8 protein-coding genes and 1 tRNA gene are annotated in these 12,961 nt (G+C 65.0%); 3 read left to right on the top strand and 6 right to left on the bottom strand.

Annotated features, from left to right (window positions below; translation table 11 throughout):
* Positions 1 to 91: 91 nt before the first annotated feature.
* Positions 92 to 2,764, top strand: a complete 2,673-nt coding sequence (gene aceE / locus ACZK45_RS08020; protein WP_478445655.1) for a pyruvate dehydrogenase (acetyl-transferring), homodimeric type — start codon at positions 92 to 94, stop codon at positions 2,762 to 2,764.
* 51 nt (positions 2,765 to 2,815) lie between these two features.
* Here aceE and ACZK45_RS08015 read toward each other — a convergent pair whose 3' ends face one another.
* From ACZK45_RS08015 to ACZK45_RS08005, 3 genes are all read right to left on the bottom strand, one after another.
* Complete coding sequence (locus ACZK45_RS08015) at positions 2,816 to 3,298, bottom strand: LuxR family transcriptional regulator (RefSeq protein ID WP_478445654.1); 483 nt, start codon at positions 3,296 to 3,298, stop codon at positions 2,816 to 2,818.
* Positions 3,299 to 3,420: 122 nt separating this feature from the next.
* Positions 3,421 to 5,592, bottom strand: a complete 2,172-nt coding sequence (fauA, locus tag ACZK45_RS08010; RefSeq protein WP_478445653.1) for a TonB-dependent alcaligin siderophore receptor FauA — start codon at positions 5,590 to 5,592, stop codon at positions 3,421 to 3,423.
* A 111-nt stretch (positions 5,593 to 5,703) separates the two neighbouring features.
* Positions 5,704 to 6,642 (bottom strand): helix-turn-helix transcriptional regulator, encoded by a 939-nt coding sequence (locus tag ACZK45_RS08005; RefSeq protein WP_049422688.1) that lies wholly within the window; start codon positions 6,640 to 6,642, stop codon positions 5,704 to 5,706.
* Between the two features lie 139 nt (positions 6,643 to 6,781).
* Between ACZK45_RS08005 and ACZK45_RS08000 the strand changes: the two genes are divergently transcribed.
* On the top strand, positions 6,782 to 9,112 hold the full coding sequence (locus tag ACZK45_RS08000; protein WP_478445652.1) for a TonB-dependent receptor: 2,331 nt from the start codon (positions 6,782 to 6,784) through the stop codon (positions 9,110 to 9,112).
* A 121-nt stretch (positions 9,113 to 9,233) separates the two neighbouring features.
* The gene (locus tag ACZK45_RS07995) at positions 9,234 to 9,695 is read left to right on the top strand and encodes a DUF4189 domain-containing protein (RefSeq protein WP_478445651.1); all 462 of its coding nucleotides are present in this window, start codon (positions 9,234 to 9,236) and stop codon (positions 9,693 to 9,695) included.
* 84 nt (positions 9,696 to 9,779) lie between these two features.
* On the opposite strand, the gene ACZK45_RS07990 is transcribed toward ACZK45_RS07995, so the two are convergent.
* From ACZK45_RS07990 to alaS, 3 genes are all read right to left on the bottom strand, one after another.
* Positions 9,780 to 9,872 (bottom strand) — tRNA-Ser (locus ACZK45_RS07990).
* 77 nt (positions 9,873 to 9,949) lie between these two features.
* On the bottom strand, positions 9,950 to 10,153 hold the full coding sequence (gene csrA, locus ACZK45_RS07985; RefSeq protein ID WP_004152909.1) for a carbon storage regulator CsrA: 204 nt from the start codon (positions 10,151 to 10,153) through the stop codon (positions 9,950 to 9,952).
* 147 nt (positions 10,154 to 10,300) lie between these two features.
* Positions 10,301 to 12,949: an alanine--tRNA ligase gene (gene alaS, locus ACZK45_RS07980; RefSeq protein ID WP_253144618.1), complete on the bottom strand. Its 2,649-nt coding sequence runs from the start codon at positions 12,947 to 12,949 to the stop codon at positions 10,301 to 10,303.
* Positions 12,950 to 12,961 lie beyond the last annotated feature (12 nt).

Genomic DNA, 12,961 nt, shown 5'->3' with positions numbered 1-12,961 from the left:
GCCCCGCCGTTGCGACCCCGCTCCAGTGCTGTGCGCCCTGCCGGTGTTGTCGCCCAGGCAGAAGTCCGACCGGCGCCCTCTGGAGACAGTCATGAACCAAGCGCTCATTCCCTTCGATACCGATCCACTGGAAACCCGCGAGTGGCGTGAATCACTGGAAGCGGTGATGCAGGCCGGTGGCCGGCCGCGCGCGCACTACCTGATCGACCAGCTCAGCGAGCTGGATGCACAGCAGCACGGCGACCTGCATACCCGTGCCTGGACCGCCTACGTCAACACCATCCCGCCCGAGCGCCAGCCGGCCTACCCGGGTGATCTGGCCATCGAGCGCCGCCTGAACGCGATGATCCGCTGGAACGCGATGGTGATGGTGCTGCGTGCCGGCAAGCATTCCAACGTCGGTGGCCACATCGCCACCTACCAGTCGGCGGCAGTACTGTACGACGTGGGCTTCGATCATTTCTTCCGTGGCCGTACCGACACCTTCGACGGCGACATGATCTACATCCAGGGCCACTCCGCGCCGGGCATCTATGGCCGCGCGTACGTGGAAGGCCGCATCGATCCGGCGCGCATGGACAACTTCCGCCGTGAAGCCGGGCGCGAAGGCCTGTCCTCGTATCCACACCCGCGATTGATGCCGGAGTTCTGGCAGTTCCCCACCGTGTCGATGGGGCTGGGCCCGCTGACCGCCGCCTACCAGGCGCGCTACATGCGTTACCTCGAGTATCGCGGTCTGAAAGAACACCAGGGCCGCAAGGTCTGGGCCTTCCTCGGCGACGGCGAGATGGATCAGCCCGAATCGCTGGCGGCAATTTCCCTGGCCGGTCGCGAGCGGCTGGACAACATCGTGTTCGTGGTCAACTGCAACCTGCAGCGCCTGGACGGTCCGGTGCGCGGCAACGCCAAGGTCATCCAGGAACTGGAAGGCACCTTCCGCGCGGCCGGCTGGAACGTGATCAAGCTGATCTGGGGCAGCGGCTGGGACGACCTGCTCGCCCGCGACCACAGCGGCCTGCTGCGCCAGCGCATGATGGAATGCGTGGACGGCGACTACCAGACCTTCAAGTCGCAGAACGGTGCCTACGTGCGCGAGCATTTCTTCGGCCGCTACCCCGAGCTGCTGGAGCTGGTCGCGCACATGAGCGACGACGACATCTGGGCGCTGGCACGTGGTGGCCATGATCCGCAGAAGGTGTTCGCCGCCTACCAGCAGGCGGTGAACACCAGCGGCCGGCCGACGGTGATCCTGGCCAAGACGGTCAAGGGTTTCGGCATGGGTGAAGCCGGTGAAGGCCAGAACATCAACCACCAGCTGAAGAAAATGAGCGCCGACGCGGTGCGCGCCTTCCGTGACCGCTTCAACCTGCCGGTCAGCGACGAACAGCTGGAAGAGATGCCCTATCTGCGCCCGGAACCGGGCAGCGCCGAAGCCATCTACTTCGCCGAGCGCCGCCGCATCCAGGGCGGGCAACTACCCGCGCGCCTGGCCAAGGTCGATCCGCTGCCGCTGCCGCCGCTGTCGATCTTCAACACCCAGCTGCAGGGCAGCGGCGATCGCGGACAGTCCACCACCATGGGCTTCGTGCGCATTCTCACCAGCCTGCTGAAGGACCCGGAACTGGGCAAGCTGGTGATTCCGATCGTGCCGGATGAATCGCGCACCTTCGGCATGGAAGGCCTGTTCCGCCAGATCGGCATCCACTCCTACCTGGGCCAGCTGTATACCCCGCAGGATGCCGGCCAGCTGAGCTATTACAAGGAAGCCAAGGACGGCCAGATCCTGCAGGAAGGCATCAACGAATCCGGCGCGATCTGCTCGTGGATCGCCGCCGGCACCGCCTACAGCAACCACGGCCTGGCGACGATCCCGTTCTACATCTTCTACTCGATGTTCGGCCTGCAGCGCGTCGGTGACCTGGCCTGGGCCGCCGCCGATGCGCGCACCCGTGGATTCCTGCTGGGTGCCACCTCCGGCCGCACCACGCTGATGGGCGAAGGCCTGCAGCATGACGACGGCCACAGCCACGTGCTGTCGTCGGTCATCCCGAGCTGCGTATCCTACGACCCGACCTACAACTACGAGCTGGCGGTGATCATCCACGACGGCCTGCGCCGCATGTACGTCGAGCAGGAAGACATCTACTACTACATCACCGTACTCAACGAGAACTATCCGCAGCCGGCGCTGCCCGAGGGCGCCGAGGCCGGCATCCTGAAGGGCCTGTACCTGCTGCACCCGGCGGCCGCCGACAGCGACTCGCAGCCACGCGTGCAGCTGATGGGCAGCGGTTCGATCCTGCGCGAAGTGGAAGCCGCGGCAGAACTGCTGCAGCAGGACTTCGGCATCGCCAGCGATGTGTGGAGCGCGACCAGCCTGACCGAACTGCGCCGCGATGGCCTGGCCGCCGAGCGCTGGAACCTGCTGCATCCGGCCGAGGAGCCCCGCGTGCCCTACCTGCAGCAGTGCCTGCAGGGCCATGAAGGCCCGGTGGTGGTGGCCACCGACTACATGAAGATCGTCGGCGACCAGATCCGTCCCTTCATCAACGACCGCCGCTTCACCGCACTCGGTACCGATGGCTTCGGCCGCTCCGACACGCGTGAGTCGCTGCGCACGTTCTTCGAAGTGGATCGCCACTTCATCGTGCTGGCCGCCCTGAAGTCGCTGGCCGACGAAGGCCGCATCGAGCGCGCGCGGATGCAGGACGCCATCGACAAGTACGGCATCGACACCGGCAAGCGCGACCCGGCCGCGGTGTAAGGCTGCAGCATTCACCACGCCCGTTCTGCGGGCGTGGTGCCGGTGGCAACGCTAGGGCATCCGCTTGAACAGATTGGTCTGCAGGATCGGCGTACCATCGTGGCTGTAGAACGCCTTGGTCTCGGTCATCGTCGAGCGGTCAGCCGCCACAGTATAGATACGGGTGGAGGCCGGCGTGCCGTGGTCCACCAGCTGCATCACCAGGGTGTTCGGCGCCGGCAGTTTCAGGTTGGCCTTGTCCGCGCCATAGGTGCCGGACAGGGCGCCCGGCGTACCATCCAGCGCCAGCGTGCCGTCGGACTTCATGGTATTGCCATCGTGCAGGACGATGTCCACATGTGAACTCCAACGCCCCGCACCGGCGTCCTTGAACTCCAGCACCACCTGCTTCGGGCGCTGCGCCTCGGGCAACGCAGACGTAGCGATATCCAGCGACCAGCGCCCCAACAGCGGTGAAGGAGACGCCTCCACTGCCAGCGTCGGAACGGCGGGGAATGAAAGCGCAGACAACAACACAGCGGACAACAGCTTCATACGTTGCTCCGTTCCCGTGAAGAGGACGCTGCGTGAAGCACTGTGGGGCGCAGCATCCGGATGCTGCACAGCATCGGCGCCCCGCACAAGGCAGGGCGCTGAACGGAGGGCAACGCCGTGCCTTAATAGCCAACCTTCACAGTGAACATCACGTTTCGCGGCGCGCCGTACCAGCCCTGGTTGTAGAAGCCGATCTGCGAGTAGTAGTGGCGGTCGAACAGGTTGTTGATGTTGACCGCCGCCGACACATTGGAACTGAACTGATAGCGCGCCATCAGGTTCACCAGTGCGTAGCTGGGCTGCTCCACGGGCACACGGCGATTCCCTGGCGCGGTGGCGGTCTGGTACATGCGGTTCTGCCAGTCAACGCCACCGCCGATCGTCAGCCGGTCCCAGGCACCCGGCAGCCGCCAGGTGGTGAACAGCTTGAACAGGCTGCGCGGCTTGGCGGTGTTGATCGCCCGTCCCTGTGCATCCTGCGCGATGAAGGTGGTGAAGCTGGTACCCAGGCTCCAGCCCGGTAGCGGCTCGCCGGCCAGCTCCAGTTCCAGGCCATCCACGGTTGCGCCCTTCACCGCACGGTAGGCCGCCTGCGTGCTGCCTTCGACCAGACCACCAGTGGCCTCGGCCAGGTTGTCCTGCTGGGTGCGGAACAGCGCGGCCGAAGCATTCAAACGCTCCTGCAGCCAGCTGCCCTTGAGGCCCAGCTCATAGCTGCGGCCACTGACCGGATCGAGGATCTGCCCGGATTCATTGCGGTTGTTCTGCGGCTTGAAGATGCCGGTGTAGCTGGCGTACACGCTGCTGTAGCTGTTGAGGTCCCAGACCACGCCGGCATACGGTACGAACTCGTTGCGGTAGCGGTACTTCCGCTTGGTGCCAAAGTAGACCTGGTCGGTCTCCCAGTTGCTCATGCGGCCACCGACGATCACGTGCAGCGGATCGGCCAGTGACAACCGCGCCACCGCGTAGGCACCGCTCTGATGGTTGTCCAGATCGTCGGCCTGGGTCTTGCTGCTGGCCCACGTCGGCTCCGGCGTGCCCGGCCCGTGCCAGTCCAGATAGCTGGCCAGCGGCGGCAGCGGCGCCAGCGCGCGGTACTGCCCCAGCGCGATTTCATCGCGTGAGCGCGACCAGCCGATGGACGCAGTGTGCTGGCGGCCGAACAGCTGGAACGGACCGGTCAGGCTGGCGCTGATCGCTTCGCGGCGCACCGGACCGTCGTAGCGGGTGAAGCTGTTGCCATTGGGCATGGCACCAGTGACCGGGTCAGGATAGCCACCGCGATAGAGATGCTTCATCTCCATGTCGGTATGCGATCGGCTGTAGGAGACGCGCGCCTGCCAGTCGTTGCTGAAACGATGGTTGAAATCGAAGAAGCCGTTGCGGGTATCGGTGCTCATCCGTGCCCACGGCGCGGTGGCTGATACCGAGCGGTCGAAGCGGGTACGCCTGCCATCGGCGTTGAACAGCGCGAAGCCGCTGCCGAAGCCGCGGTTGTCGTTGCTCTGGTAGGAGATGCCGGCGATCAACCCGGTGTCCTCGCCCAAGTCCACGCTGACCACGCCGTAGAGCGTCTTCGCCGTACTGTCCAGGCCAGCGGTGTAGCTGTCGCCCTCTGCCTGCGCAGCGACCACGCGACCACGCACACGCCCTTCCCGGCTCAGCGGGCTGGACACATCCGCCCACGCGCGCCGTGCGTCCCAGCTGCCGAGGCTGATGCCACCACTGGCAGCGAACTCGCGCAGCGGGCGCTTGCGCACGTAGTTCACTGCCGCCGAGGGATTGCCGGCGCCGGTCATCAGGCCGTTGGCGCCGCGCACGATCTCGATGCGGTCATACACCACCATGTCCAGGTTGTTCTCGCCGAAATTCCACGGCGACAGCACCGGCATCACCACGCCATCGAACTGGTAGTTGTCGATGTCGAAGCCGCGTGCGGAGAACGAGTAGCGGTTGGCGTCGCTGCGCGTGACCGAGATGCCAGGCGCGGTCGCCAAGGCATCGGCGGTGCTGAGCAGGCCACGGTCCTCGATCTGCTGGCGGGTGACCACGCTGACGGATTGCGGGGTCTGCCGCGAGGTCAGCGACAGTCCGGTCGCCGTGCCCATCGAGTCGGTGGTGTAGGAACGCGACGTTTCCGTGCTGCCATCGAGGTCGGCCGTGACCTGCACGGTTGGAAGCTGGGAAGGCGTTACGGACGGAGTGCGTTCGGCGGCGTGGGCAGCGTTGAACAGCGCCAGGGTCGTGCCGATGGCGCTAGCCAGGGCACACGGGCGGAAACAGGCAGGCATGGGAGATCCAGCGGGAAGGAAAGGCTGGATGAGAATTATTGTCATTTGAGCGTGAGCGCACGTATGCGCGGACGCAGCAGGCGTATGCGCACTGCCGACGATGGTCCGGACTCAGCGAAGCTCGCTGGGCGCGATGCCGTAGCGCGCGCGGAATGCGGTCGCGAAATTGGTGGCGTGCCGGTAGCCGACGAAATGTGCGGCCTGCTGCACGCTGCAGCCCTGCCGCAGCTGCTCGCAGGCCAACTGCAGGCGCCGCTCGCGCAGCCAGGCGAACACCGAACACCGGTGCACCTGCTGGAACTTCAGCCGCAGGCTGCTCGGGCTCATGCAGGCCAGGCGCGCCAGATCCTCCAGGCTGTGGTCAGCCGCAGGTGATGCCTGCAGGCAGTCGATCACCCGTTGCAGCATGCGGCGATCACGTGCTGAAACACGCTGGTCCGGCGATGCCTCCTGGGCAGGCGCACCCAACGCCATCGCCAGCATCTGCAGGCCCACACCCTCGCACAGCAGCGCATGCATTGCGCCCTGCCAGGTCCCCGACAGCAACTGTTCGGCGGCATGTTCAAGATGCGCGGGTACCTGCCAGCTGTGCAGCCGCCGGCGACCATGGCGATGCGCCTGCAACAGCAGTTCGCTGATCACCGGATCATCCATCTCGGCCGGTGCATCCAGCGAGACATTCAGACTGCGCATCCGTTGACCGGCCGGATGAATCGCAGTCATCGGCGTGGCATCGGCCAACACCATCGCGCCGGCGCCGCGGTTCATGCCGATCACAGCCTGCCCTTCCAGGCGTGCTCCGGCACGACCTTCCAGCATCACGATCGCAGCGAACGGCGGGGGTGCCTCCGAAGTCGCCTCGAACGGCTGATGCGCGACCACGTCCGACAGCGCCAGGCTGATGCCAGGGCGCAAGCAGCGCTGTTCCACCCTGCCCTCGACCACGCACAGCGCGCCCGAATCGGCGGCGGACGCGAGTGCTGGCAACCGATAGCGGAAACCACTGCTGCGGCCCAAGCGGTCCAGGTCGGCGAGGGTGAGGCTGTGCATGGTGCGCCCGTGAAGAATCACCCGCCATTCTCATATGAGAACCGTTCTCATATCCAGCCCTGGTGGCAAGGCCCAATCCGCCCTTGTCGATACAAAGAGTTACGTTATAACATTTCACATCAACTTCACGGATCGTGTCATGCGCCGCCATCTCCTTGCTGCAGCCATTCTGTTCGCCGTCCACACCGCCCAGGCCGCGGACGAACCCACCCTCCCCACCCTCCAGGTCCAGGCCACCCAGCCCTCGCGCATCGACAGCCGGGTCGCCGTCGACAATCCGCAGGCGCAGAACCGCACCCTCGGCGGCCTGCTCGAACACGTCTCCGGTGTGCAGAGCAGCGCCTTCGGGCCGAATGCGGGCGCCCCGGTCATCCGCAGCCTCAGCGGCAACCGCGTGCAGATCCTGCAGGACGGCCAATCGATTCTGGGCATGAACGCGATCAGCGGTGACATCAACATCCCGTTCGATCCGCTGTTCGTACGCAGCGTCACCGTCAACAAGTCCTCCGACACCGTGCGCTATGGGGGCAATGCGATCGGCGGCAGCGTGGAGATCGACTCGGGCCTGATCTCGCGCAGCATGGAAGACAGGGATCAGTCGATGGAACTGGTCCTGCGCAAGGGCTTCAACGCGGCCGACGCGCAGGGCTTCCGCATGAACTTCAACAACCAGCGCAACATCTCCACCAATCTGCAGGTGTCGCGGCAGCGCATCTCGCACTACGACATCCCCGGCAACAGCAAGGCCAGCGTCTGCAACACCGGGCTGTTCCCGGCAGGCGGGGGCGTCAACTCGGCACTGGCCGACGCCTGCCAGAAAGAGGCGCGCGTCCAGCAGATCTACAACAAAGCCTCGCAGCCGTACATCGACCAGTTCATGACCGAGAACCCGGACTGGGCCGATGGTGATTTCTCCTTCTACACCAACAATCCGACGTCGGTCTGGCAGCGCCGCACCTACATCAATCCGGTCAACCCGGCCTACGTGCCCGGCACGCCGTCGTATGTGCAGAAGCAGATCAACAACGATGTGACGCCCGACTACCATCACCGGCTGGGCAACAGCTATGCGCGCAACAGTCAGGTGGCCTTCGGCTCGACCCTGTTCTTCGACCGTGGCTACGTGGGTGTCAGCATTGATGCCAAGGACAGCGAGTACGGCGTTCCAGGCTTCTCGATGCAGAACCTGTCGTTCGGTTCCAACTATGCCGATGGCCTGCCGGTGGGCGTGGTGATCAAGCAACAGCGCTACGCGCTGGAAGCCCTGCTGCGTGATCCACTACCGTGGTTCGAGCGCGCGGAACTCCGCGTTTCCAAGCTGGACAACACCTCAGGCGAGCGGCTGGGCGCCACCAAGGCCAACGACTACGATTTCGAGAGCACCCAGGCCGAGCTGCTGCTCAGCCATCAACGCATCGGCCCGCTCAGCGGCCTGCTCGGTTTCAGCCATCAGTCGCGTGATGTCACCGGCAGTGGTTCTCAGCGCTACCTGCCGGACGTGGACACCCGCAGCAATGCGGTGTTCCTGAAGGAAACGCTCGACTTCGGCTGGGCCAGTTTCGACGCTGGCGTGCGCCACGAGCGCGTTGACCATGACCTGCAACCAAGCCGCTTCAAGACCGCGCGCAATGCCGCCAACACCAAACTGCAGGACCGCGACTCCCGGCTCAACAGCTACAGCCTGGGTTCGTATGTCGAGCTGGGGCCGATGTTCGCGGCCAAGGTGCGCTACTCGTCTTCGCAACGTGCCCCGGAGATCAACGAGCTGTATGCCAGCAACGCACACTACTCGGTGATGACCCAGGAAGAAGGCAACCAGAATCTGGAACCGGAACGCGCGAAGAACCTGGAACTGACCGGCCTGTTCCATCTCGGCGGTTTCGAGCTCTCCGCCACCGCGTACCGGATGAAGTACGAGAATTATCTCTACCTCGGCTACTCCGGCCTGCAGACCGCCAACCGCCTGCCACTGAAGTACTGGAAGCAGACCGACACCACGGTGAAGGGCTTCGAGATCGATGCTTCGCAGGCATTGGACCTGGGCCGCTTCGGCACGTTGAATGTGTCCGCCTTCGCCGACCTGGTGAAGAACAAGGCCGACCGCCCCGATTCGCTGCGTGCCCACAATGACGGCGAGTACCTGCCGAACATGCCGACCAACCGCTACGGTGCCAACCTGCAATGGCAGCGCGAGGGCTGGAAGGCGCAGCTGTCCAGCACCTACTACGACACCCAGAAGTACCTCGGCCGCAATGTCAGCGAGGAAGTGCCACTGGATGCGTTCAACATGGTCGACCTGCAGGTCAGCCGCGAACTGCCGGTGCGCAACAGCTACATCGCCGGCGTGGAGGTGTTCGTCAACGGCAGCAACCTGCTCAATGAAGAAGCACGGCCGCACAATTCGCCGTTGAAGTACATCGCACCGTTGCCCGGGCGGGGCTTCCAGGTGGGTGTGACGGTGAAGCTCTGACAACCGGATGCATCGGTACACGCCTGCAGGCAGACGGCCTGCAGGCGTCGTCCATCGCCCCCCCTGCGTGGTTGCGCCACGCTCCCCGGTTGATTCACCATCGGCAGAAAAGGAGAGCGTGATGAACTGGAAGCATGCGGTTTCACTGGCGCTGTTGTTGTCCGTTTCATCAGGCGCAAGTGCTGCGTCTGCGATCACCTACGACAAGGATGGCCGCTACGGCTATTCGATGAACCAATCTTCCCTCACCACTGCGATGCAGCAGTCGCTGCACTACTGCGCAGCGCGATCGCGCAATTGCGGTCAGTCCGCCAGCACCAGCAGCGAAGGCTATTCGGCCATAGCGACCGGCACGATTGCGTTGGGCTTTGCACTGGGTGAGAAGACCGCGGACGCCGCGCAGCGGAAGGCCGAAAGAATGTGCAGGGAACGTGCCAACGACTGCACGCTTGCCTTGCTGTGGCGGGAAACCTCAACTCGCTATCTTGAACCGCCACAGCTGCCCGGTGCGCCCGCTCCGGCACCAGCGGCGACGACCGCGCCAGTGCCAACGCCTGCCATCCGCACCGATCAGCCAGGATAGCCAGCTCCACGCCGGCTGTACTTTCGAGTGTCGGATAATGAAAAACGCCTGCAGATCGAGGATCTGCAGGCGCTTCTTTGTATCTGGCGGAGTGAGAGGGATTCGAACCCTCGATAGAGCTTTTGACCCTATACTCCCTTAGCAGGGGAGCCCCTTCGGCCACTCGGGCATCACTCCGGGTTTTCTCCGCGTCTGGTGCGTTGCACCTCAGCGGGGCGTGAATCATAACGTTAATCGAGTGCGAAGGTAAAGCGTTATTCGGCAGAATTTTCGCTACCGGTGCCACCGGCTTCGTCACCGCGCTGGATGCGCTGATAGATCTCTTCGCGATGCACAGCGACGTCCTTCGGCGCGGTGATGCCGATACGCACCTGGTTACCCTTGACGCCAAGCACGGTGACGCTCACCGAGTCTCCGATCATCAGGGTTTCGCCGACGCGGCGAGTCAGGATCAACATTTTTGTAAGTCTCCATGGAACCGTGTGGAAGGGTATCCCCCACCGGCTTGACGCTCCGTCAAGAAGCGCTACCACGACAAAGGGAAAAGATTCGCAATGGTACCGTCAGCCGTCCCGCTCCTACAAGGAGGGGGACGGCCAGGTTCATCACAGGCGGGGGCTGACCCATTCGACGACTGCAGCCAGCGCAGTGGCAAGGGCGGGCCCGTCCTCGCCACCACCCTGGGCGAGGTCCGGGCGTCCGCCGCCCTTGCCCCCGATCTGACCGGCGATATGGGACAACAGTTCCCCGGCCTTGACCTTGCCCATTGCGCTGCCGTTCACACCTGCGACCAGGGCGGCCTTGCCGTCCTGGGCGCCGGCCAGCACGATCACCGCATTGCCCAGCTGCTGCTTCAGGCGGTCCATGGCGTCACGCAGGGCCTTGGCATCGAAGCCCTCCAGACGGGCGGCCAGCACCTTCACGCCCGCAACCTCGACCGCCTGGCCGGACAGGTCGGCGGTAGCACCGGCGGCAACCTTGGCCTTCACGGCGTCCAGTTCGCGCTCCAGCTGCTTCTGGCGCTGACCGAGGGCACGGATCTTCTCGACCACGTCGGCAGCGCTGCCACCGAGCAGGTCGGCGGCTTCGGCCAGACGGGCCTCTTCGGCGTCCACGTAATCCAGGGCGCCCTGGCCGGTGACCGCTTCGATACGGCGCACGCCGGCGGAAACACCGCCCTCGGAGGTGATCTTGAACAGGCCGATGTCGCCGGTGCGGTTGACGTGGGTACCGCCGCACAGCTCGGTGGAGTAGTCACCCATCTTCAGCACGCGCACGTGTTCGCCGTACTTCTCGCCGAACAGGGCCATCGCGCCGAAATCCAGCGCTTCCTGCATGCCCATATTGTGCACTTCGGCAGCGTTGTTGGCACGCACCTGCTGGTTGACCTTGCGCTCGATCACGGCCAGCTCTTCCGCACTGATCGGCTGGAAGTGCGAGAAGTCGAAGCGCAGGCGATCCGGCGCCACCAGCGAGCCCTTCTGCTGCACGTGGGTGCCGAGCACTTCGCGCAGGGCGGCGTGCAGCAGGTGGGTGGCGGAGTGGTTGAGGATGGTGGCGCCACGGCGCTCGCCATCGACCTGGCCGGACAGCACATCACCGACCTTCAGACCGCCTTCGGACAGGGTGCCGACGTGGCCATGGAACTGGCCGGCGAACTTCTGGGTGTCTTCTACCGCCAGGCGCACGCCGTTGCCGGTGAGCACGCCGGTGTCGCCGACCTGGCCGCCGGACTCGGCGTAGAACGGGGTCTGGTTGGTGATCACGATGACCGCATCACCGGCATCGGCCGACTGCACCGGACGACCGTCCTTGAGCAGCGCCAGCACGGTCAGGCCGTCGGCCTGCAGGCGGTCATACCCCAGGAACACGGTTGGGCTGAGGGTCGCCACCAGCTCGGCCGGCAGGGTCACGCCACCACCGAACTTGCCGGCGGCGCGCGCGGTCTCGCGCTGCTGCTCCATCGCGGCGTCGAAGCCGGCAATGTCGACGGTCAGGTCGCGCTCGCGGGCGATGTCCTGGGTCAGGTCGAGCGGGAAGCCATAGGTGTCGTACAGGCGGAACGCGTCAACGCCCGGGATCACGCCATTGCTGGCCTTGCCGGCCACGTCCTCGAAGATCTTCATGCCGGCATCGAGGGTTTCGGCGAAACGCTCTTCCTCGGCCTGCAGCGCACGGGTGACGGTATCCACCGCCGCCGGCAGTTCCGGGTAGGCCTCGCCCATCTGCTCGACCAGGGTCGGCACCAGCTTGCTGAAGAACGGCTGGCGCACGCCCAGCATCCAGCCGTGGCGCAGGGCGCGGCGGATGATACGGCGCAGCACGTAGCCGCGGCCTTCGTTGGACGGCAGCACGCCGTCGACGATCAGGAACGAACAGGCACGGATGTGGTCCGCGATCACGCGCAGTGACTTGTTTTCCAGGTCGGCGGTGCCGGTCAGCTCGGACGCCTTGCGGATCAGCGCCTGGAACAGGTCGATCTCATAGTTGGTGTGCACGTGCTGCAGGATCGCCGCCAGGCGCTCCAGGCCCATGCCGGTATCCACGCACGGCGCCGGCAGCGGCACCAGGGTGCCATCCGGCTGGCGGTCGAACTGCATGAACACCAGGTTCCAGATTTCGATGAAGCGGTCGCCGTCCTCATCCGGGGAGCCCGGGGGGCCGCCGGCGATATGGTCACCGTGGTCGTAGAAAATCTCGGTGCAAGGGCCGCACGGACCGGTGTCGGCCATCTGCCAGAAGTTGTCCGAGGCGAACGGTGCGCCCTTGTTGTCGCCAATGCGCACGATGCGCTCTTCCGGCACGCCGACCATGTCGCGCCACAGTGCGTACGCTTCGTCATCGGTCTGGTAGACGGTGACCAGCAGGCGCTCGGCCGGCAGCTTCCAGACCTGGGTCAGCAGTTCCCAGGCCCAGGCGATCGCATCCTTCTTGAAGTAGTCGCCGAACGACCAGTTGCCCAGCATTTCGAAGAAGGTGTGGTGGCGTGCGGTGTAGCCGACCTGGTCGAGGTCGTTGTGTTTGCCGCCCGCGCGCAGGCAGCGCTGCACGTCGGCCGCGCGCACGTAGCTGCGCTTCTCCGCGCCAAGGAACACGTCCTTGAACTGCACCATGCCGGAGTTGGTGAACAGCAGGGTCGGATCATTGCCCGGCACCAGCGGCGCCGACGGCACGATGGTGTGGCCTTTGCCCTTGAAGAATTCAAGGAAGTCGCTGCGGATCTGGGAAGTCGTGAATTTGGCGGATGCGTTCATTGGGGGCTGGCA

The organism is Stenotrophomonas sp. 63632_Sma, assembly GCF_056482875.1.
This window is presented reverse-complemented; position numbering and strand designations above follow the sequence as displayed.

Excerpts from the sequence above, each read along its gene's own strand:
- aceE (WP_478445655.1), top strand. The coding sequence starts at position 92 with ATGAACCAAGCGCTCATTCCCTTCGATACCGATCCACTGGAAACCCGC.
- ACZK45_RS08015 (WP_478445654.1), bottom strand. The coding sequence starts at position 3,298 with ATGAAGCTGTTGTCCGCTGTGTTGTTGTCTGCGCTTTCATTCCCCGCC.
- fauA (WP_478445653.1), bottom strand. The coding sequence starts at position 5,592 with ATGCCTGCCTGTTTCCGCCCGTGTGCCCTGGCTAGCGCCATCGGCACG.
- ACZK45_RS08005 (WP_049422688.1), bottom strand. The coding sequence starts at position 6,642 with ATGCACAGCCTCACCCTCGCCGACCTGGACCGCTTGGGCCGCAGCAGT.
- ACZK45_RS08000 (WP_478445652.1), top strand. The coding sequence starts at position 6,782 with ATGCGCCGCCATCTCCTTGCTGCAGCCATTCTGTTCGCCGTCCACACC.
- ACZK45_RS07995 (WP_478445651.1), top strand. The coding sequence starts at position 9,234 with ATGAACTGGAAGCATGCGGTTTCACTGGCGCTGTTGTTGTCCGTTTCA.
- csrA (WP_004152909.1), bottom strand. The coding sequence starts at position 10,153 with ATGTTGATCCTGACTCGCCGCGTCGGCGAAACCCTGATGATCGGAGAC.
- alaS (WP_253144618.1), bottom strand. The coding sequence starts at position 12,949 with ATGAACGCATCCGCCAAATTCACGACTTCCCAGATCCGCAGCGACTTC.